The following is a 21,594-nucleotide window of genomic DNA, read 5'->3' on the forward strand; positions in this document are numbered from 1 at the left end:
AACTTATGTCAGGTGTTCGTTTTACTTTTTATTGTCAGGCTACGGGAATTACAAGAATGACTGAATATGATTCAATTCAAGAGGTGGAAACCTCGATAAGTTTATCAGCCGTGCGATCCATGCGTATGAAGAAAAGGAAAAGCTGAAACACCCGCAGAATTTGAACTTGTTCATTAGAGAGCATGAAGTCATTGTAACTGGTGTGCCGTATGTTCAAAATGAATTAGACAATGAATTGCAGGAAAATCTCTTGTTGTCCTCTATCCTTGAAGAAGTGATTGAGGAAGAACTTTCAGAGAAGCTAGGCAAAGCGGAGATTGAGTTTCAAACGCTTTTAAAATGATGAAAAAGGAGATCCCCATGGGATTTCCTTTTTTAATACAAGTTTAACATTGTGCAAAATTCAAAAATAATTTATAAAAAAACATCGCTAGTCCGATTATGGACGTTATGCATCCACATCAAAAAAAGGGAGGGCTTCAATTATGAATACCGCTATTAAAAATGAAATCTTTGTCCGTAAATTTTCGGAGGAAGAGGTTATAAAGAAAATGATCAAAGAAGGTTACTCACTTGAATCTGATTTATGTTGGGCAGACGTTGCTTAGTAGGCCATACAGAAAGAGTGAGTGCTTAAATGGAATATATTGAGAGCGTGTTTTGATCAATCTTTTTTCAAAACACGCTTTTTCTATTTGCTCTTGTATTAAGGTTTATAGCGGTAATTTGATCAAACTTTTTTTCAAAGTTACATTTACTTCAATTTTGATATTTTACATATTCTTCTTTACCCAATGTAAACACCTCTATGTATAATTGTAATCGAATGGAGATACTTTTATCATACATAAAAACGTTGCGATAGTCAGAAAGTAGGGCTGCAATCGATAAGACCACAAAAAAGCATGAAGCAGCTTCTCTTAAGGAATAAATGTTTTATCTGTTATTAACAAGTAGTAAGAATCCCACTCAAGCTTCTGAATAAACAAAATAAGATAGGTGGGATAATATCTGCTCGTAACAGGACTAACACTCAGTGGGGGTTAAGCCCCCCCCATTGAGCAAAATTTCACTTTATATAGATGCTTCTAAAAGTATTGTTTTCGCTATTCTAGATCATAATTCTGTGCGAATGTATTCTTAAATATTGGATCTGTTTTCCTTACTCAGGGTGATTGGCCAAGTAGACGAGGTAATACTCCCATTAATTTTTCCCTTGTGAAGGCATCGCTGGAATTCCACTTTACTGCATCTACTAGATAGGCATGTCCATTTTTAACGGCAGGCAGGCTATGCCATAAGGGGCTCTCCATCAATTCCATTGTAGCTAATTTCGATAATGGGTTTTCAGGCAATAGCAAAAAAATCCGATCTCCGGCATAATCGGGTATCAAATCTAGCGTTATTTCTTTATAACCTTGTTCTGCATCAATTATTTTTTTTACCAGCTCTCCAGGTTGAAATCCGGAAGAATGATAAAGAGAGGTTGGTAGGCCTGTGTATCCCATTACATATAAGCGTCGTCCTCGATCAAATATAAAAACTGATGCAGTTTCATTACGTTTTAATAGGGATTGAAGCTGCTGCCACATCATTTCTTCTTTTCTATTAAAGTGTGTAAGCCAATCTTCAGCCTCTTGACTTTTACCTAGCCACTTACCTAATATTGTAATCCGTTCCTCGAGAGTAGCCCAAGAATTGTGGGTTACTGTAGGAGCTATAGTAGATATTTTTTATATAGTTGCTCATCAAAATTTGTAAAAATAATTAAGTCCGGTTTTAGTTTGGAGGATTTATTTACATCAATTGGGAATGCTACATCTTGAACATATGGAACAAGATTTTTATAAATGGACCATACTCTTGCTGGAGTAGCTCCTTAGCATGTTTTATCCGTAGCTCTGTTAAATAATCGAGGGGATTTTGCCCGGTTATTGTTTGGAAAATTTCCCTGTAGTGCCATTGAGCTACTTGTGCCATACTTGCTAATTGTTTAACCGTTAGTTGCTGATCATAATGTTGTTGTACATATTGAATCGTTTGTTCCACTGTTTTTGTAGTGTCTATTAATTGTTCTGTTTGAAGCTGATGTTCGAATAACATGCTAAGTAACTCATTGAATAGACTTTGTTGTTTAAAGTAACTTTGATTGCCTTCATCACTTTGCAAATTATAAAGCTCCTTGGCAATATGTTTAAATGGTGAAAATGGACGAATGGTATATTCTAGCTGATTAGAAAATAATTTATCATTGTAACGAAAAGGCTCCTGCTGACCTAACTGAATGACTGTAAATGTAAGTTGGTAAAAACTAAACTGTTTATCTACATCAGTCAGTTCTATAACGGATCCTGGTGTTAGTAACAAAACCTTGCCATTTGTCGCAAAGCATGATTTATCGTCAATCGTTAATGTTCCATTTTCGATATTTATAAAAATAATCATGGTATGCTGTAGAGTAACGATACTTTGAAACTTCAAATGCGTCGAGTAAGTAACATAGTCAATCCGAGTTAAATGAAAAAGAAAGGATGAAAAAGGGGAAATTCTCTTTTGGTTATCCATGGTTTCTCTCCTTATTACAAGTGAAAACGATTATCAATTACTATTGTATAAAATAAAAAGAGCCACTTCAACTAAAGGTGAAGTGACTCGTTAAATTTATTTTTTTAGCATGGAAGGAAGCTCATCCAATAGCCATTCTCTAGTCGTTGCATCACTAGAACTTTTTTCAATTTCTATCGTATAGACTTTTCCGTTTTTGACGGCAGGTAGGCTTTTCCATATTGCACTGTCTATCATATCATTTGTAGACTGAATTGCTTCTTCAGATTCTGGAGTAAGGATAAAAATTCGATCGCCTGCATATTCTGAGAGAAGCTCTAAAGAAATTTCTTCAAATCCTACTCCTTCATCAAGGATTGGCTGGATTTTCTCCCCTGGTCTAAATCCATTGGGATGGTAAAGAACTTGTGAAAGCCCTGTTGATGCCATGATAAATAATCGGTTTCCTGGATAATAGGTAAACACAGAAGCTGTTTCTCCTGGCTTCAGGACCTCCTCATCAACAAGCTGTTTCCACATCTTTTCTTCTTTGTTTGCGTAGTTTGCAAGCCAATCTATTGCTTCTTGTTTTTTTCCAAGTATGTCGCCAAGTTCCATCAGCCGTGTATCAATAGGAGCAAATGTATCTAATACTACAGTTGGAGCAATCTTAGAAAGTTCTTCGTAAACTTTTTCATCAGGTGTAGCTATGATGATAAGATCAGGATTTAACTCTAAAACTTTTTCTGTATTGATAGGAAATCCAACATCTTCTACATTTTTTACTTGGTCTTCAAATACATAATCTGTAATCCAAGAATAGAGAGCACCGACTGGTTCTATATGAAGAGGTAAAAGGTCGCCGTAATTCTCTCCATGATAAACAACACGCTCCGGTGAAACTGGGATTTCGACCTTATGACCTATATAGTCTTTATAAACCCGCGTTTGGCTAGTCTTTTCCTTAGTTTACACAGAATCATTATTCTCTGTTTCTTTTGATGTGCTACAAGCAGCCAATGTACTTACTACCAGTAAAACATAAAAGAAAAATACGCTTATTCGCATATTCTTCATCCTATATTACCTCCAAATCAAAATCATTATCTATTGATGATAGAATAGAATAAAAAAATTACCCTTTCAATGGACAAAAATAAACATAGGAATTTTTTTTGTACAAAAACCACTTAGTTGACAGTACTTAGTGCAGTAAATAGATGGGACTGTTAGTTTAATGTGTTCACGAATAATAAATTTCTTTAAAAATAATAAAGTCGTTTAAAACACAATAAAGTTCTTTAAAAAATTAAAAGCCGACACTGCAACAAACATGTTATTGGTTTTTTTACCAATTAATGTATAATGGATCAGAATAGAGTTATTCAATTTGAGGATAGATTACGGAGGTAATACAGATGGCTAAATTTATAGATGACCTTGCTGGTGCAATTTTTGATATTATTAAAAGTTTTTGCTATCTCATTGCTGGTGTATTGATTGTAGGAGTACCATTTGTCATAATGACAAAGTTTTTTGAATTAATTAGTTCTATATTTTTCTAATTGGGGCGTTAATTTAAGAAGAAATAAACAACTTTATTATCATTACACACTTGAATTAAAAAATTATATAACATGTAAGCAATTCCTGATTAGAGCTATTTTACAAAAATTAATCATAAATATTAAAATTCATTATTTACAATAATAAAGAATCTGTTAAAATAAAAGAAACCATTCGGTATCTTTTGTAGACGACCTTAAAAGGAGGACATTCTTATTAAAAAAGGAGAATTAACAAGACAGCATATTATTGCAAAGTCCTCATTCATTTTTAATCAACGAGGCTATATGACTACGTCAATGAATGACATTATAAAAGAAACTGGTATACAGAAAGGCGGGATTTATCGTCATTTTAAAGATAAAGAACAACTAATGATCGAAGCTTTTCAATTCTCTGTACAAATAATGCACCAACACTTTGTAAAAATGGTGGAACCTTGTAAAGATACAAAAGAAAAGTTAAATGCGTTTGTAGAGGCTTTCTTCGATTTAAGTAAAAATAAACCTATTGTTGGAGGGTGTCCAATTTTCAACGCTGCGACCGAAATGGATGATTTGGAAGGTAATACTTTTATAGACTACATTGATCAAGCAATGGATAACCTCAAGGATTTTCTTTCCAATATTATTCATAAAGGTTTACAATCTAATGAGTTGAAAGAATTTGTAAACCCCAATGAGGCAAGTATATTCATCATCTCAATATTGGAAGGTGCGCTCGTTTTATATAAACTAAAAAAAGATGAACAAATTATTACATCCATTCATCATTATTTAAATCATTACTTTTCAACAATTTTTCACGAACGGCAGTAGAGCCGTCTTTTTTTAAAATAAAAAAGATACCAATCGGTCTCTTTTTGAAAATTTGAAATTAAGATTATAGCTGAATATTTTATCAATCTGCATTATATGGAGGAATAAATAAAATGTTAAGTAATTTTACTATCGAAACAGATACACTCGTCATCGGTTCAGGTCCTGGAGGATACGTAGCCGCGATTCGAGCAGCACAAACTGGTCAAAAAGTGGTGATTATTGAAAGGGATAAATTAGGTGGTGTTTGTTCGAATATTGGATGTATCCCATCAAAAGCATTGATTTCCGTCGGTCATCGCTTTGAGCAAATAATACATTCTAATGACATCGGTATTATAGCTTCAAAAATTAGATTAGATTTTACAAAAGCACAAGCGTTCAAAGACAGCATAGTTAAAAAGTTAACTGGCGGTGTGGAATATTTATTAAAAAGTAATAAAGTTGAGATCGTTAAAGGTGAAGCCTACTTCGCAAACGTAAATACTGTACGTGTAATGAGCGGAAATTCAGCTCAAAATTATATATTCAAAAATGTTATTTTAGCAACAGGTGCCCGACCGATAGAAATTCCAGCATTTAAATTCACTGAACGTGTAATTAACTCAACCGGTGCTCTTGTGCTTAAAGAGGTTCCAAATAAACTTGTAGTAATCGGCGGCGGCTACATAGGTACTGAGTTAGGTTCTGCCTACGCCAATCTTGGCTCACAAGTAACAATTATTGAGGGTGGAGAAGATATTTTAACCGGCTTTGAAAAACAAATGACACAAATCGTTAAAAAAGGACTTAAAAAGAAAGGAGTTGAAATAATCACAGGCGCATCTGCTAAAAGTGCAAAGGAAAACGAAAATGGCGTAATTATTACTTTTGAAGCCGATGGCGAAGAGAAGCAAATTGAGGCAAATTACATATTAGTAACCGTAGGTCGTCGTCCAAACACGGATGAAATAGGTCTTCAAGAAATCGGTATCAAATTCGGTGAGCGCGGCTTAATCAATGTTGACAGACAATGCCGTACTAACATTCCAAATATTTATGCGATAGGCGATATTATAGCCGGTCCACAGCTTGCTCACAAAGCCTCATACGAAGGTAAAGTTGCTGCCGAAGCGATTGCTGGAAAAAAATCAATTGTAGACTACTTAGCTATCCCAGCTGTATGTTTCACAGATCCGGAGTTAGCTACCGTAGGTTACTCTGAAGAACAAGCCAAAGCTGAAAATTTAGAAGTAAAAGTTGCGAAATTCCCCTTTGCTTTAAATGGTCATGCATTAACTCTAGGCATGACAGATGGTTTCATAAAACTTATTGCTCGTAAAGAAGATGATCTATTAATAGGTGCCCAAATTGTTGGTGTTGGTGCATCTAATATAATCGCTGAAATAGGCTTAGCTATTGAGGCTGGTCTAACAGCTAAAGATATAGCTCTAACAATCCATGTTCATCCTACTTTAGGTGAAATGGCTATGGAATCAATAGAAAATGAAAGAAAGGAGTAATCTAAATGTCTCTATCTCTATATTTACCAATTGTCCTCGCCGTGTTGTCGTTCGTTTTATAAAATATCTTTCAAAAAACTATAGCTCCCAACGCCGACCCATATCTGTCTCTTATAGTTACATATAATGTCGCCGGGATAACAGCTACCATTGCTTATTTTGTGTCAAAAGGCGGTTCAATAAGTGTTTTTCAGGATTTTCGGCAACTAAACTGGGCCACCTTTGCGTTGGGGTTTGCCGTTGTTGTATTGAACTCGGCTTCCTGTTTGTTTACCGCAGCGGCTAGAATATCAGCGTAGCCAGCCTGCTTGTTAATATTGCTGTAGCCCTGATATTAATCCCTGTTGGCCTGCTTTTCTTTCGGGAACATATTGCTCCAGCTAATTACATAGGTATTGTTCCTTTTATTTTGCATATGTGAATTAAGTAGAAAAAGGAACAATATTTTGTTCCTTTTTCTGATGATTATGCTTTTAGAAGTTCACCTTTGAAAAGATAAATTAAAGTACGAACAAATATAACTGCTAGTACTATAGTGAGCACAAGGAGGCTAATAGCAGCTATTGCTTTTAGCGGCCACGTATTTACATGTGCTGCATATTTAAATGCTGCAATAACTACAGCAGCCATTGGAAAGCTTACTGCCCACCAAGATGTACCGAAAGGCAGTCGTCTTTTAAATACCTTTCCAAAAAGAACAATTCCTAAAAATAATCCAAAATAAAATAATATTGAGGCAAACATATCAACGTCTTTAATAATGTTTGTATATGCCAAGAAACCTACTCCAAACGGTGCAATTAAAACCATTAGTGAAGGGGTTAATTTTTCAGGCATAGGATCGTGATGCATCAAGCGTGAGAAAATTAAAACGAAAAACACGAGCGCTAATATACCTCCTACTGCAAAGCCAAATAAATTTATTTCCTCGCTCCAAGGAAATGGCATTGTGCCACCTGCAACAGCTATATCAAGTGTTCCTACACCTGGAATTAGCCAGGCAGGTGTAGCATGAAGGATTTCTTGTTTTTGATTCATCAGGCGATGAACAATGATAAAAGCTAAAACTATGGTAAGAATTGTCCCAGTAACCCATACTATTTCAGAAAGCGCTTTGCTATAGGGTGCAATAACTGAGGAAAGTAGCAGGATTGCAATTGCTATTGTCCCAAAGAAATTGCCGAGTATTGGATTCTTAAATTCTTCAATAACTTTTTGTGGATACTTAAAAAGTTTCATTATATAAGAAATGCTTAATACGATAAAAATGATAACAGCTAAGGCTCCAATTAACTCACCAATAAGTGCATATGTTCCGAATAGTTCATGAGACCATCTCCATGCTAGGGCGAGCCCCGATATCCCCATTACAGAACCAAATAAGTTTACAGGCAAGAATTGCAGTGTACTTTGTTTACTGGCTGTTAGTTCATCACTCATTACATAATCGTTTTTTGAATAGACACCCATTTTTCCTCACTCCTAATAATTCTAAATTTAATACTAGCAATCTTATCATTAATTTATAGTTGCCCAATGATGTTCACTAATATGTGACTGAATTATAAATGAGAGGGATCTATATAACAATATTATGTTTTCAATAATAACGATAGATAATTTCTATCATAAAACTATATGTTAGCTTATGAATCCCTTATGAGATAATCAGTAATTCCTGTACAGCCTGTTTATCTCACGAAGGAATATTCTGCAAAAATTCAGCCTTCATCCAATTGCATCACAATTTATTGGTTCTTTTAAATTCAAGCTTTTGACGTGATCTGTCAACAAATCTATAAAATGCCGGGCTGCAAATCCAATATATTTATCTTTGTGAATAACAATACCAACCTGCCTGCAAATCGTTGGATTTACAATTTTAATCATTTTTAATTTAGATGTATCATTAAGATTTAATAATGTTTTGGATAAAATTGTTGCTCCTGCCCCAGCCCGTACTAAGCTGATTATAGATTCAAAAGTATTCGTTTCTATATGGGGCTGTATTTTAAATCCTATAGAGTTACATGTAATATCAACTAATATTCTACACTGATGGGTTTGTGGAAACATAATAATAGGTATCTTATTTATTTCTGCAAAATCAATCTCCTCCTTACTGGCTAAAGGATGAGTATCAGGTACAGTTAAGAAGAATTCTTCACGGTATAAAGGTATAGTGGTAACTCTTTCATCGGCATGAATAGGTATAATCGTGACTGCTAAATCGATCTCATTTTTTAAAACACGTTCATAAAGATCATCTACGCCCACGAGTTTTATTTGAATATCAGGATACTTATAGTGAAAATTCAGTAATTGTAATGAAGCAAGGTGATTTATTTCTCCTGGTAACGCTCCAATCGCAAGTTTCCCTCTTTTCATTTTCTGAAGCTCCCGAATTTTTTCTGAAGCACATTTTAAGTTGCTAAAGATATTAGTGCATTGCTCTTGCAACAATAATCCTGCCTCAGTAATGGCGATTTTCTTTCCTATCCGATCAAATAAAGGCATTCCTACTTCGCCTTCCAATGCTTTAATTTGATGACTAAGTGTAGGCTGTGTAATGCCTAGTTTTTCAGCAGCCCGGGTAAAGTGTAACTCCTCACAAATTGCCATAAAATATTCTAGTTGTCTGAATTCCATCCTGATCAACCTCATTCTAATTATAATTGGTATTGTTTTTAATGTTTAAAGGCAAAAAACTATTGATTTGTTACATAATTCCAAAATAATTCAAAATTCAATATAATATAAAGGCTTTATAGGGTATTAAAACATAAAAGATAAAGGATGGGTAGCATTACTTTCTTATGGATAACTCCAATTTAAGATCCACTTTCTACCGGTTTCTATAACAAAGATTCTTTAGCTTTAAGGCTTATAAAATCGGATATTTCATGCTTTTTTTGCCGACATTATTCTGTTCACGCTTAAAATCGCCAAGTGTAAACTTGAAATAAAGTCACGATGTTTAAAAAAGATGCGATATTTAAAATAAAGTCGTACCGTTTATAAATTATCAAGACCTAAAATGTAAAAAGTCATAAAAAATAATGGGTGGTACATATTAGTTATGAATAATATGTACCACCCATTTACTTCTTGTTCAACAAACGTGCCCGATTGTTGAAGAACATTGCCTAAACCTTATTAAAGAAAAACACCCTGTTCGCTCAACAAGTAGTCTCCCCATATGACCAGTCTCTTGCATGTTTCAAAGTAATATCGATAAACATTGATAAAGCTGGGGAAATCCACTTGTTTTTATGATAAGCGACTTGGGAGAAAGTCTGTTTAAAGCCACCAACGCAGGGAATAATCTTTAACCTTCCTTCCTTGATTTCATCATTTACTGTCATTAAAGGTAAACAAGCAATACCAAGCCCACTCATTACACAACGTTTTATCGCTTCAATACTCCAAAGCTCCATCGTGTGGGAAGGTACAATTCCCCGTTCTCCAAGGTATTCTTCAAACATCGTTCGATAACTGCATTCTTTCTCGTTCGCAATCAAACACTCGCTTATCTTTTGATTTTCATAGCTTTTATCTAAAATACTCAGTGAACAGTCAGGGCTTCCAACAAGGACAAAAGGTTCGTCCAATAACGAATGGACGATTAAATCTGAATCCTGCAACTGTGACAACATGACAAATGCAATATCTGCACTACCATTAAGTATTGCTCTCTTGTTATCTCCGCAGGTGGCGTTACTTAAACTGATGCTTACATGAGGAAACTTCTTTCTATATTCTCTTAATATTGGTTCTAGTCGGTATACCGTTAGAGATTCCGGAGCCGCAATCTTTAACTCCCCTCTCATATCCTCTCCATCACTGGTAATGCTTTCGATCTTTCCATAGGTATCTAAAATTTCTTGAGTATAGGGCAACAAATTCTTGCCAATATCAGTCAATCTTACCTTTCGACCCATCCGATCAAACAGAGGTGCGCCTAAATGTTCTTCAAGCGCCTGAATATGAGAAGTCACCGTGGATTGAGTGTAACCTAAATGTTCTGCTGCTTGTGTGAAGCTACCCGTTTCAATGACCTTTTTAAACGTAACAAAATGGCGTATTTCCATCATTTCACCAACTTTTATTTTATTCTTACGTCTATAGTATCAAAAAAATCAATAGATAAATTCACAAATTTCAATTTTACTAATAATTAATTACGAGTTAATGTTAAGAAAAATAGAAAATAGGAGGATATTATATGAAGACGATATTGGATGCACTTGGAATTGAAATCGTTGAAGTGTCAAGTGAGAAGGTTGTTGCCACGATGCCTGTTCATGATGCAACCAGACAACCATTTGGACAGCTTCAAGAGAGGATTTACTGATTAAATATGACTACCCTGATAGAAATCCATTTATTTTCCAATTAGATCTATCTAAGAAAGAATATTAAACTATCGGGAATATAATAGGTAGAATCGATAAAATAACACCATAGAATGCAGGTGAGGTTTTGAAACGTATTCACTATAGCTGGTTTATTCTTTCCATAACATTTTTCTCAATTATTGTAGCCGGAATCGTCATATCTTCATCAGGGGTTTTTATAGATTCCTTCGAAAATGAATTTGGCTGGGATCGATCTGTTATTGCACTTGCTTTTGCAATTAGTCTTTTTTTATATGGCATATCAGGACCGTTTATGGCAGCATTATTAGAAGGTATTGGGTTAAAAAAAATGATGATAGTTTCTATGGCAACACTGCTGACAGGTATCATGCTAACCTTCATTATGAATCAATCATGGCAGCTGATCATCATTTGGGGCTTTATTATTGGGTTAGGATCGAGTCTTTTTTTAACGGTATTAAGTCCATATGTGGCGAATCATTGGTTTGAGAAAAGAAGGGGACTTGCAGTAGGAATATTAACTGCAAGTACGGCGACAGGTCAGTTAATTCTACTTCCTGTCTTAGCGATTATTATCAATAATTATTCGTGGCGATGGGCGATTGGATTAATAATGATCCTTAGTTTCATTATGCTTGCCATAATCTTTTTATTTATGAAAAATTCACCGAAGGATGTTGGTATTCTTCCATATGGACTTGAGGAAGAAACACAAGAGAGCAATGAAGTTCAAAAGAAAAATCCTATTGTTATTGCTTTCAACGGTTTATTCGACGCTGTAAAAGTGAAGGAATTTTGGTTATTAGCCGGTAGTTACTTTATTTGTGGACTTTCAACGAACGGATTAATTGGTACACATTTTATTTCTTTCTGTATTAGTTTTGGAGTCCCTTTAGTTACTGCTGCTTCGTTTCTTTCGTTTATGGGAATTTTTAACCTAGTAGGAACAACCCTATCAGGTTGGCTGTCAGATCGTTTCGATAACCGATGGCTATTATTTTTGTATTACAGTCTAAGAGGGGCTTCACTCGTATTACTTCCTTATGCATTAAGTGAAGGTTCCATCACTATGCTGGTTATCTTTACTGTGTTTTATGGATTAGATTGGATTGCAACTGTACCACCAACTATTAGTATCTCAAGACAAATCTTCGGCACGAATAAAAGTGGAATTGTTTATGGTTGGATTTTTGCTTCTCATCAGGCAGGTGCTGCAGTAGCTGCTTTTGGTGGAGGTATAATCTATAAATTTTTCAATTCTTACACTTGGGCGTTCTTCTTGGCAGGAGTTTTCTGTTTATTAGCAAGCCTATTTGTAATTATTATTAAAAAACAAAAATCAAGTCAACTAATTAAAGAAGAGGTACTGAATATATAGCAATGCATAGATAAGCTAAAACTGATGTATTTACTTTACTCTCACCTAGATGTGACGAGCAGGGACGTCGGATCAGTAAAACAGTGAATGGCCAGTTTCACGGGATATAAGAACTTTATAGCGTATTGGCGGACATGCAGTACGAGGATTAAAACTGGAATGATTTAACGGGTGATTCAGAAGTTATGATAGCATCCTTCTTAAAAGAATTTACGAGTTTTAATCAAACCTTTTTAGAAGGACCGTATTTTGTAAATTTGAAATAAAGTCACGATGTTTTAAAAAAGATGTACCGTTTTACCCCTTTGGATAAGATTATTTAAAGGGGTGTTTTTATAGTGAAAAGGAAAAACCATCTAAAGTTGAAAAGTGGATTGAGGACACTTGAGTAGAGTTGTTCTGTTAAACGGCCAGATTGTGAAGTACAATAACGCAATATGTGAAAAAATGTACTTTCACTTACGGGCAGTATGGAGGAAGAAAAATGAAGATAATTGAACTACCAATTGAATTTGAATTTAATGGACAAAAAAATTACCTTTATCCTAGCTTAATTATATTGAATAATGAACTCACCTTGGTCGATACAGGGTATACAAATTTTTTAAGTTTAATCGAAAATGAAATTTCAAAAAATGGATATGAAATGAAGAATTTAAAGAATATAATCATTACTCACTATGATGATGATCATATAGGTTCGTTATATGATTTCAAAGAAAAGTATCCTTGGATTAACATTATAGCTAGTGAAATTGAATCAAAATACATTAGTGGTGAAATGAAGTCAGAGAGATTGGTTCAAGCCGAAGAAATGCTAGAAAATATGCCAAATGAAGAAATGGAATTTGGTAATTGGTTTATACAGCAATTAAAGAATTTGAAGCATGTTTCAATTGATGAAAAGGTACATGAGGGTGATATGATTTTAGATAACAAATGTAGAGTATTAGCAACGCCAGGGCATACTTCAGGTCATATTTCATTATATTTTCCAAGTTTAAAAAGTGTGATTACAGGTGATGCAGCTGTTAAAGAGAATAATGAATTAGTCATTGCTAATCCAGACTTTTGTTTAAATGTTGAGAAAGCAGAACAGTCTTTGACAATGATTAAAAATCTTAAGGTTGAAAATTACTTTTGTTATCATGGTGGAAAATTCACTTTATAATTGGGGGCTAAACGCTAATATTCGGCTCTCGAATTAAACAACATAATTATTGGTTTTATAATACAATCAAACTTTTTTATAAAAATCCAACTTAAATCTACTGGAAAGGAATCCATTTTGATTAATCTTTTTTCAAAATGGATTCTTTCTATTTACAGCAACAAGTGAGTTCAAAAGATGTTTTGACCAAACTTTATTTCAAACCTACAGCACGTATCTTGAAGTTTTTGCACCAGAACCGAATTGACCTTAAAAAAATGAAATTAGTAGAACATGTGTGGATTTAAAATAAAGTTTGATAATTTGTAAAAAAGTTCGATAATTTATAAAAAAGATTGATAAGAATGGCCTCTTGGGATATTACGTCTCTAAGAGGCCATGGAATACGGATTCAATTCGAACAATGTGAACGATCTTATGATATTTTTTCGCGGTTATTGAAGGATAGGATTGTGTTTCATGGAACAGAGGTGTGATGAGGTAGTAAATAGTCTGCTCCAAGACATATGGAATCACATTTAACCATTCTATATAATCCCTTTTCTTACGCCGCGAATGAAAGTTTCTCCGTCAACTGAGTGAACAAAGTCAACCACTCTGACCGATAAAATGGCATGAAAACTGAATTTCCACTTTTTGTTCTGAGTTTAACAAGTACGTATGAAGTCCCCGACCCTATAATCGGTTGAATTGTCAGCTGTGGATTAGAACCTGATTGATCACTTGTTACTGTCATACGCGGTTCTCTGATTTCTTTCTGGAAAAGGTCGACAAGCGTTTCTGGTTTTCCGTTTTGAAATGCGGTGATATACGTTGTGACGTTGTCGTCTTCCGAGTAAATAACAGCGTGATTTCTCACTTGTTTTAATTTCCTTCGAGCTCGATGAAGAACCGCCTTCACGGCTCCCTCGCTCGTACCCATCATCTTTGCCGATTCTTGTGTTGTGTAGTCTAATCCATCTACGAGCAGCATTGCTATACGCTGTTTTGGCGATAATTCCTGCAACAATAGTTGCATTGCATCCATAAGGGCATCTGAATTTGTTGCTTTTCCTTCGGTCAGTTCTGAAATGTCCTGATTAAAATCTTCATTTGGCTTTCGTTTCCGATTTCCATCAATCCATGTATTGCGTGCAATTCGGAACAAATAGGCTTTGGAAACTGGATTTAATGTTGTTGACCACCGTTTATATGCCTTCGCCAATGTTTCTTGCATCAGGTCTTCTCCATCCCAAGTCGATTTCATCAGGGAACAGCAATAGTTCTTCAAGTCCCCAATGTAGGGTTGAACGGCGTTTTCGAAGTTTTCTTTCGCTTCAGTAGGAGTGTTTTGAACAAGCGGCCACATTGCAAATCCCTCCTTTATTTTGCCTTTCATTTATTATAAACGAAAAATGAGAACAGAAAGATACGACGGATACAAAAAAATATTGAAACCACCGTAACTATTTAGAATCCTTTTTCGTTTTGTTTATTGAGGAGTGAACTTTTCGAGGGGATCTTTATTAAGGATATGGATTTCAAATGCCAGCTTGAACAGGTATTGTCCTCATGCTCAGTAACCGCTCCTCAGAACATTGGACACACTAAATTTTGATAGGGAGAGGGACATATGGAAATTTCGAATGGAGTAAAAATGCTTGAATTGCAGGTTGAAGCTTTCGGCGGTCGTCAAGAATTAAATCCTACTTTGATTTGGGACGATGATACTGCCATTCTGATTGATACAGGGACGCCCGGACAATTGGAACAAATACGTATAGCCATGAATGAAGCTGGTATCCCTTTTGAAAAATTAAAAGCCATCATTCTGACGCATCAGGATATTGACCATATTGGCAGCCTTCCTGAAATCCTGCAGGAATCCGATTCGTGCATTGAAGTTTACGCTCATGAGGTTGATAAGCCCTATATTGAGGGGGAATTACCTCTCATGAAGGCAAACCTTGAAAGTATGGCTTGGCAATTAGAGGGCCTTTCGGAAGACGAGAGTCGGAAAGTAGTGGCTCTAGTTAAAAATTCCCCGAGGGCTAAAGTAAATAGAACGTTGATGGGCGGCGAGGAACTTCCGTTTTGCGGAGGAATTCACGTTATTTTTACGCCGGGGCATACACCCGGGCACATCAGTCTTTATTTGAAGCACAGCAAAACTCTTGTTGCTGGTGACGCCATGTTTAGTGTGGAAGGCGTTTTACAAGGACCTCATCTACCATCCACTCCGGATATGGATACAGCTTCCCGTTCTATAGCAAGCTATTTGAATTTCGATATTGACAACGTGATCTGTTACCACGGAGGGTTAAGTAAAAATAATGTTGAAGAACAGCTTAAAAGCATCGTCAAAAAAGTGTAAACATCTAAAAATATTGGAAAGGTTATAGTAATAAAGAAGCGGTGCCTCTGTTGAATAAGAGTTTTGGTAAACAACTTTTTTGTCATTAATTTTGTGTGGGATCATCAGGTTAGTTTCAAATCGAAAGTGGAGCTGAAGGAATTATGATTGGCTGTACAGAAATTGGATTTTTGATAAAGTCGGAGTTCCTATGTTTGACACAACTTATATACATGCTCTTGAAGCAGTAACTATGTCCTTAAAGAAGTAGTAATTTCTGCAACTCTTTCACATTTCTTGTTCTTACGCAATCGGAGCTTTAATTTAATAAGGGTCACAGAAATGATCAAACTTTTTTATAAAAGAATGATTCAATTGAATATATTAAGAGCATGTTTTGATCAAACATTATTCTAAAGCAACAACATGAATGGAATACAAAAAAACCTTGATATATTCAAGGTCAAAAATGTAAAAATAGTTTTAATTAATACCATTTACCATATCTGCCTGTATACGTGGTTTGAGAAACAGCACTCCTAGCTTGACCAGTCTAGTCTTGTTATACGTATATTGAATTTCCGGAAACTCTTATCTAAAACCTTTTATCGAATAGCCATACATTTTTGCTAATTCTTGGAATGATTTGTATGAATAAGTGATTGTCACAGGTGTTCCGTTAGCGACTTTATCATATAGCTTAATAATGTCGTTGTTATACATTCTGATACATCCAGAACTAACGTAACCACCAATAGAGGCCGGTTGATTAGTTCCGTGAAGTGCAAATACATTTCCTGTTTCAGTTTCCCAATTTCCCGGTACACTGAAGCCAATCCATCGTGCGCCAAGAGGATTATTTGGTGAATCACCTGGGATATTTTTTTTGTAATAAGGTCTATTTTTAACCATATTCACAACTTTAAAATGCCCAACAGGGGTGAGATCCCATGTGCGACCTGTTCCTACTGGTGCAACCATTTCAATAAACCCATCGTTGATAAACACCATCTTATTATAGGCTTTGTTGACTATGATAAGGTCATTGTTTTTTTCATTAATAGCTTCCGCTTTCGTGGATAGAATACTTACTCCTAATGCTAGTGATGTTAATACTACAAATAGAGTTTTGAATAACTTTTTCATCAACAAATATATCACTCCTATGATTTTGCAACCCAGCCATCATAGTTTAAAACCTAAGACCTGTAGTTTTGCGTCCCAATCTTTCGAATGGTTTGCCTTTATCTTTTAAAATATTAAATTACAATTACAATTATATTACAAAATTATTAAATGTAACGAAATATAAATCAGTAAATATCAACATTTAAGGGTAAACAAGGAAATTCAGTAGCTTTTTAACACCTTCTGAATAATCGGATCGGTGTTTTTAGTTTTTTATAAATAAATATGAGCATAGTCCTTTTAAAAAGGAGCGATGCTACATTTTGGCGATTGTCAATGGTAAGCGGACCGAAGGGAGCATTAAGGAATTGACAATCTCTCTATACCAAGACCCTCTTGGCATTCAAACAAACGTATTTGTTTGACGCCTACGTAGCTAATGCTGTAATGGAGGCAGGAGGTAAAGTTATAGGTGTAATTCCAGAAAAGTTAAAAAATGTTGAGATAGCGCATCAACAAATATCAGAGTTACATGTAGTCAAAACTATGCACGAAAGAAAGGCATTAATGGCGGATTACGCTGATGGTTTTATTGCATTACCTGGTGGTACAGGAACATTGGAAGAATGGTTTGAAGTATTTACATGGGCACAACTTGGTTATCATAATAAACCTTGTGCTCTACTTAATATTAATAATTATTATTCTCCTATTTTATCTTTTTTTGACCATATGATTGACCAAGGGTTTGTAAAATCCGATTATAAAAAATTAATAGTAATCGATGATAAAGCATCAGAATTAGTAAAAAAAATAAAGGATTACAAAGGTGAATATATAAATAAATGGTAACAAGAATTGAATATAACTATTGTAAAGGTAGGGGGGATATACGTCTATGGAGCAATTATTGAGGCAAATTAAGCTACTAAGTGAGAAAGAACCTAAAACATTGGAGCAAATGGCATTAAAATTGTCAGAAGAGGTTGGAGAAACCTCACAAGCAGTATTATCTTACTTAAAAGCAAATGGAAGTGAGTATAAACAATTAGGTATTAATGAAGTAAAAGAAGAATGTGTAGATGTCATTCTTGTATCTTTAGCTTTGTTTTATAAAGTAGCTGAAAATGAAAAAGAGTTAAAAGAATTGATAATAAGAAAAATGGACAAATGGCAAAGAAAAATGTAAAGAACAGAGCAATTTATTATATTACTAAAGGTTAAATGATTTGTTGCCCGAGACGCAACATCCGGTCCTTAAAGTGTCCATCAGAGAGCTTAAGCAGCAATTGCAAACACTTTACGAAGTAGATGGACATATATGTAAACATTCCATCGAGCTAACATTTTATTCACCATGTGTCCTCAACCACTTCGAACGACTATCCAGTCTTTTTAATTAGTGCAATCGTTATTTTGCGCCGCAGTCGGGAAATGCGGTGCACACCTTTTATTAAAGCTTGTTTAGGGCAGATTAGCAGTACTTTGTATTAAATATAGTTATTCCCTCGTATGTCTCATATGGGGAACTCCCCATGTCCTTTCTTAGCGTGAAAGAAGTGAGCCGCTTGTTAAACCTGAAACGGTGAAGGTGGAGTTATCTGTCATCGGCGCGTAGGTAAAGGAACAAGGCCCGGCATAGGTTAAGCGAAATCAAGCAAATGGTTCTAGTTGCAACGGCCGCAACGATATTATGTCAGCCCCTGTAACTCCGTCATAAGCTGTCACCCAGACAACGACAAAGATTGGTAGAGCCTAAATATTCGGATTTTTGTGGTTGAAAAGGGCTTAAAATTCGCCCTTTTCCAGTTTCTCAGTCAATGTGGAAAGTCGATTCCAAGCAATAAAAATTCCTCAGGATCACCTCGAATCCTTGTATTAGTTACACCTGTTTTGTTCCGCCAATAGAATCAGTATTAGTAGTACAGCATGATTAAATTGTCTGTTTGGATATCGCCTCAAAATATTCTACAACGACCTCACGGAATTCCAGAGCAGCCCGCGAAATGTACCGACTCCTGTGCCATAATAAAGCTATCTCCCGTACCAATTCGTGATTCTCTACTTGGAGATATTTGATATGTTCCCGTGAATACCTTGCCGTGCTTGGTATGAAGGCTATGCCAATTTCGGCTTCCACAAGAGTGCTTAGCCTTGCAGGTTCATCCCCCTCATACACATATTTAGGTACAAATCCAACTGATTTGCATACAGAGTCCACAAAATCGCGAGTACCGTAGCCTCTCTTTACACCGACAAACCATTCATCCCTTAGTTCTGTCAAGGATACGCTACTTCGGTCTGCCAGCCGATGCCCCTTTGGAACAGCTACAAGGATTGGGTCGATGAACACGATTTGACATTCAATGTCATCTCCTTCTATAGGAGGTGAGGACAAGCAGAAATCGACCTCTCCTCTATGAAGAAGCGTAATCATTTCCTGAGTGGTCAGCATTTGCACATGAAATTGGATATAGGGCCGCTTTTTCCGAAACTCTCGAAGGATATTTGGTAACGTGCTTGCGGTGGTCACCGCCAATTCGAGTGTGCCATGTTCCGGGCTGGATAAATCGCTAAGCTCCTGCTTCCCCTGTTCCAATTCAAACAAAGCCCTTTCTGCACGGTGAAGGAATCTGCTTCCGAACTCATTCAATCGTAGCTTCCTCCCTATTCGATCGAATAGAGGGACCCCTAGATCCTCCTCCAAGCGTTGAATCGTTTTACTTAGTGACGATTGAGTAACGTGCAGACTTCGTGCAGCTTCGGTCACATGTTCCAATCGAGCCACCACGAGAAAATATTGCAGTTGAAGAAGTTCCATTTCGTAACCTCCATTCATTCCTTCAAATCAATGAAATTATAACATAAAATGCATTGGAATAAATAATCGATTTCAAGTACGATGACATCAATACACTTTTTGGGGGGACCAAAAATGAATGTTCGCAGCAGGTGGTTGATGATTTCCGTTGGACTGGGGGTGCTATTGAACCCATTAAATTCTTCGATGATTTCTGTTGCTATTGCAAGGCTGCAAAATGTGTACCATCTTGACTTTACAGTTGTTTCCTGGATTATTTTTTCTTTCTACATTGCGAGTGCTATCGCTCAACCTGTCATGGGAAAGGCCAGTGATTTGTTCGGTCGCAAGAAGATATTTCTTACCGGGCTTGTTGTAGCCTTCGTTGCATCATTATTAGCTCCACTATCACCAAACTTTGGGTGGCTCATCGTGTTCCGCATTGTGCAATCCATCGGAACAAGCATGATGGTTTCAGTTGGAATGGCCATTGTACGAATTCATATTACGGAGAAACAAGGGACTGCGCTGTCAGTTATGTCCATATTCTTGTCAGGGGCGGCAGCAATTGGACCCTTTATTGGCGGGGTCTTGATTCACTGGTGGGATTGGCCTACTATCTTTTTCGTCAATATTCCGTTCGTGGTGATGAGCTTTCTATTAGCTTGGAGGACTATTCCTAAGGACGAACCGTCAACATCCGTTGCACTCAACATGTCCTTTCGTAAATGGTTTGATTTGATTGATGCGTCAGGGATCCTGCTCTTCACAGTGGGTCTGGTTGCCCTACTCGTTGGATTACTGTCAGCAAAATCATCTGGGCATGTCTCATTTGGGCATGTTATTGTCGGGCTGATAGGGCTCGTTGCACTGGGGGCTTTCGTGCGACATGAGTTAAAAGCGACGTCACCCTTTATTCCTTTGCGTACATTCGCCAAATATCCTGCGATGACTTGGGTCAATGTCGAATTCATACTCGTTAACGTACTTTATTACTCGCTCTTTTTCGGGCTTCCGTCCTACTTGCAAATGGTACGTCATGTCAGCGAGTTCCATACAGGGATTCTCATGCTAAGCTTAGGCTTGTGCTCGCTCGTTGCTTCTCCAATAGCAGGACGATGGATAGATAAATCAGGACCTCGACCAGCATTGCTAGTATCCGGAGTGCTGATGACATTTGGGTCAGTGTGGATAGTGACATTGAATCAAACTTCACCGGTTATCAGTGTGTGTTTGGCTTTAGCTGCATTCGGTATTAGCAACGGGTTGAACAATGTCGGTATGCAAGCGGCCTTGTTCAAAAGTTCTCCAAAAGAAATTATCGGTGTAGCATCCGGATTATTTATGACATCGAGATACCTGGGAACCATTCTCTCTTCATTGTTACTAGGCATCGTAATGGGAGATAAGTTCAGCGCCGGGGGATTTCGACTGCTTGGGGCTATCCTCTCGGTAATTGCATTGTCCTTGGTATTCATGAGTTGGCGGCGCCGGGAGTCAGGGCAATTGGAAGAGTCGTAGGTTCACCAAATTCAAATTAGAAGCCACACTCGCTTGCTATGGATTGGTAAGTCCATACAAATCTGCTCTCAGTTACTGTGTTTGTAGAAGTTTGATGTACTTCGCGAAAGGGGCATTTGGAGGGTGGAGAGGATGTCTCCACCTCTAATGTTTAAATATAATAAACCGATACTTATCCCGAATCGAAGATACCTTAGTAAGCATCATTTTCATCCCCACAGCTGGCGTATTTTTGACAAATTCCTGCGATGTGAGATCCAAGGGAACTGACATCTGCAAGCAGGATACCATAAACAACAATTTAATATAAAATAAAAAACCCTTCCTAAGACTAAGAGGGATAGTACCAGCGTAGCTGACACCAGGGGCAAACTAATGTAAATAATCAGTAATTATTCCAAAGGTATACTAGGGGCTGACGATTTGGGATGGATAAGATAAAATAAAGCAGAAAA

Annotated in this window: 21 protein-coding genes, 1 pseudogene and 1 riboswitch; of the genes and pseudogenes, 13 read left to right on the forward strand and 9 right to left on the reverse strand. The window is 36.4% G+C overall.

Going from position 1 to position 21,594, the window contains the following annotated elements:
* The first annotated feature begins 166 nt into the window (after positions 1-166).
* Positions 167-343, forward strand: coding sequence for a hypothetical protein (locus AWH49_RS08485; RefSeq protein ID WP_157723690.1), 177 nt, complete (start codon positions 167-169; stop codon positions 341-343).
* 142 nt (positions 344-485) lie between these two features.
* Positions 486-608 (forward strand): hypothetical protein, encoded by a 123-nt coding sequence (locus tag AWH49_RS20960; RefSeq protein ID WP_280512814.1) that lies wholly within the window; start codon positions 486-488, stop codon positions 606-608.
* Positions 609-1,166: 558 nt separating this feature from the next.
* Here AWH49_RS20960 and AWH49_RS20695 read toward each other — a convergent pair.
* The 3 genes from AWH49_RS20695 to AWH49_RS08495 all read right to left on the reverse strand — a co-directional run bounded on the left by AWH49_RS20695 (position 1,167) and on the right by AWH49_RS08495 (position 3,471).
* Complete coding sequence (locus AWH49_RS20695) at positions 1,167-1,730, reverse strand: ABC transporter substrate-binding protein (RefSeq protein ID WP_342341785.1); 564 nt, start codon at positions 1,728-1,730, stop codon at positions 1,167-1,169.
* Positions 1,731-1,815: 85 nt separating this feature from the next.
* Complete coding sequence (locus AWH49_RS20700; protein ID WP_082862729.1) at positions 1,816-2,565, reverse strand: helix-turn-helix transcriptional regulator; 750 nt, start codon at positions 2,563-2,565, stop codon at positions 1,816-1,818.
* 96 nt (positions 2,566-2,661) lie between these two features.
* Entirely contained in the window at positions 2,662-3,471 is an 810-nt protein-coding gene (locus tag AWH49_RS08495; RefSeq protein ID WP_082862730.1) for an ABC transporter substrate-binding protein, read from the reverse strand.
* Between the two features lie 491 nt (positions 3,472-3,962).
* Between AWH49_RS08495 and AWH49_RS20320 the strand changes: the two genes are divergently transcribed.
* The 3 genes from AWH49_RS20320 (at position 3,963) to lpdA (ending at position 6,430) form a co-directional block, all read left to right on the forward strand.
* A complete protein-coding gene (locus AWH49_RS20320) occupies positions 3,963-4,109 on the forward strand; it encodes a hypothetical protein (protein WP_169815983.1) in 147 nt (48 codons plus the stop codon).
* Between the two features lie 267 nt (positions 4,110-4,376).
* Positions 4,377-4,928, forward strand: coding sequence for a TetR/AcrR family transcriptional regulator (locus tag AWH49_RS08500; protein ID WP_280512817.1), 552 nt, complete (start codon positions 4,377-4,379; stop codon positions 4,926-4,928).
* Positions 4,929-5,041: 113 nt separating this feature from the next.
* A complete protein-coding gene (gene lpdA / locus AWH49_RS08505; protein ID WP_063965340.1) occupies positions 5,042-6,430 on the forward strand; it encodes a dihydrolipoyl dehydrogenase in 1,389 nt (462 codons plus the stop codon).
* A gap of 465 nt (positions 6,431-6,895) precedes the next feature.
* On the opposite strand, the gene AWH49_RS08510 is transcribed toward lpdA, so the two are convergent.
* The 3 genes from AWH49_RS08510 to AWH49_RS08520 all read right to left on the reverse strand — a co-directional run bounded on the left by AWH49_RS08510 (position 6,896) and on the right by AWH49_RS08520 (position 10,524).
* On the reverse strand, positions 6,896-7,900 hold the full coding sequence (locus tag AWH49_RS08510) for an SLAC1 anion channel family protein (RefSeq protein ID WP_082862732.1): 1,005 nt from the start codon (positions 7,898-7,900) through the stop codon (positions 6,896-6,898).
* A 258-nt stretch (positions 7,901-8,158) separates the two neighbouring features.
* The gene (locus AWH49_RS08515; protein WP_063965341.1) at positions 8,159-9,079 is read right to left on the reverse strand and encodes a LysR family transcriptional regulator; all 921 of its coding nucleotides are present in this window, start codon (positions 9,077-9,079) and stop codon (positions 8,159-8,161) included.
* A gap of 530 nt (positions 9,080-9,609) precedes the next feature.
* On the reverse strand, positions 9,610-10,524 hold the full coding sequence (locus tag AWH49_RS08520) for a LysR family transcriptional regulator (protein WP_082862733.1): 915 nt from the start codon (positions 10,522-10,524) through the stop codon (positions 9,610-9,612).
* 131 nt (positions 10,525-10,655) lie between these two features.
* Between AWH49_RS08520 and AWH49_RS20705 the strand changes: the two genes are divergently transcribed.
* From AWH49_RS20705 to AWH49_RS08530, 3 genes are all read left to right on the forward strand, one after another.
* Positions 10,656-10,784: a hotdog family protein gene (locus tag AWH49_RS20705; RefSeq protein WP_425305701.1), complete on the forward strand. Its 129-nt coding sequence runs from the start codon at positions 10,656-10,658 to the stop codon at positions 10,782-10,784.
* 128 nt (positions 10,785-10,912) lie between these two features.
* On the forward strand, positions 10,913-12,187 hold the full coding sequence (locus tag AWH49_RS08525; RefSeq protein WP_063965343.1) for an MFS transporter: 1,275 nt from the start codon (positions 10,913-10,915) through the stop codon (positions 12,185-12,187).
* 484 nt (positions 12,188-12,671) lie between these two features.
* The gene (locus AWH49_RS08530) at positions 12,672-13,358 is read left to right on the forward strand and encodes an MBL fold metallo-hydrolase (RefSeq protein ID WP_063965344.1); all 687 of its coding nucleotides are present in this window, start codon (positions 12,672-12,674) and stop codon (positions 13,356-13,358) included.
* Positions 13,359-13,902: 544 nt separating this feature from the next.
* On the opposite strand, the gene AWH49_RS08535 is transcribed toward AWH49_RS08530, so the two are convergent.
* Positions 13,903-14,706 (reverse strand): RNA polymerase sigma factor, encoded by an 804-nt coding sequence (locus tag AWH49_RS08535; RefSeq protein WP_063965345.1) that lies wholly within the window; start codon positions 14,704-14,706, stop codon positions 13,903-13,905.
* A gap of 264 nt (positions 14,707-14,970) precedes the next feature.
* Between AWH49_RS08535 and AWH49_RS08540 the strand changes: the two genes are divergently transcribed.
* A complete protein-coding gene (locus AWH49_RS08540; RefSeq protein ID WP_063965346.1) occupies positions 14,971-15,711 on the forward strand; it encodes an MBL fold metallo-hydrolase in 741 nt (246 codons plus the stop codon).
* A 119-nt stretch (positions 15,712-15,830) separates the two neighbouring features.
* Positions 15,831-15,961 (forward strand): annotated as a pseudogene (locus AWH49_RS20710) (aspartate racemase); the annotation flags it as partial.
* 320 nt (positions 15,962-16,281) lie between these two features.
* On the opposite strand, the gene AWH49_RS08545 reads toward AWH49_RS20710, so the two are convergent.
* On the reverse strand, positions 16,282-16,836 hold the full coding sequence (locus AWH49_RS08545) for a L,D-transpeptidase (protein ID WP_063965364.1): 555 nt from the start codon (positions 16,834-16,836) through the stop codon (positions 16,282-16,284).
* A 23-nt stretch (positions 16,837-16,859) separates the two neighbouring features.
* Positions 16,860-16,943: riboswitch (cyclic di-GMP riboswitch) on the reverse strand.
* A 322-nt stretch (positions 16,944-17,265) separates the two neighbouring features.
* On the opposite strand from AWH49_RS08545, the gene AWH49_RS08550 reads away from it, so the two are divergent.
* The gene (locus tag AWH49_RS08550) at positions 17,266-17,670 is read left to right on the forward strand and encodes an LOG family protein (RefSeq protein ID WP_082862739.1); all 405 of its coding nucleotides are present in this window, start codon (positions 17,266-17,268) and stop codon (positions 17,668-17,670) included.
* A 46-nt stretch (positions 17,671-17,716) separates the two neighbouring features.
* Entirely contained in the window at positions 17,717-18,007 is a 291-nt protein-coding gene (locus tag AWH49_RS08555) for a MazG-like family protein (protein ID WP_063965347.1), read from the forward strand.
* Positions 18,008-18,751: 744 nt separating this feature from the next.
* Here the strand turns inward: AWH49_RS08555 and AWH49_RS08560 are convergent.
* Positions 18,752-19,639 carry a LysR family transcriptional regulator gene (locus AWH49_RS08560; RefSeq protein WP_063965348.1) on the reverse strand — a complete coding sequence of 296 codons (888 nt, stop codon included), beginning with the start codon at positions 19,637-19,639 and terminating at the stop codon, positions 18,752-18,754.
* Positions 19,640-19,753: 114 nt separating this feature from the next.
* Here AWH49_RS08560 and AWH49_RS08565 point away from each other — a divergent pair, with 114 nt between their 5' ends.
* Positions 19,754-21,139: an MFS transporter gene (locus AWH49_RS08565; RefSeq protein ID WP_063965349.1), complete on the forward strand. Its 1,386-nt coding sequence runs from the start codon at positions 19,754-19,756 to the stop codon at positions 21,137-21,139.
* The last annotated feature ends 455 nt before the right edge of the window (positions 21,140-21,594 follow it).

Source organism: Domibacillus aminovorans (assembly GCF_001643235.1).
GTDB classification, from domain to species: Bacteria; Bacillota; Bacilli; order Bacillales; family Domibacillaceae; genus Domibacillus; species Domibacillus aminovorans.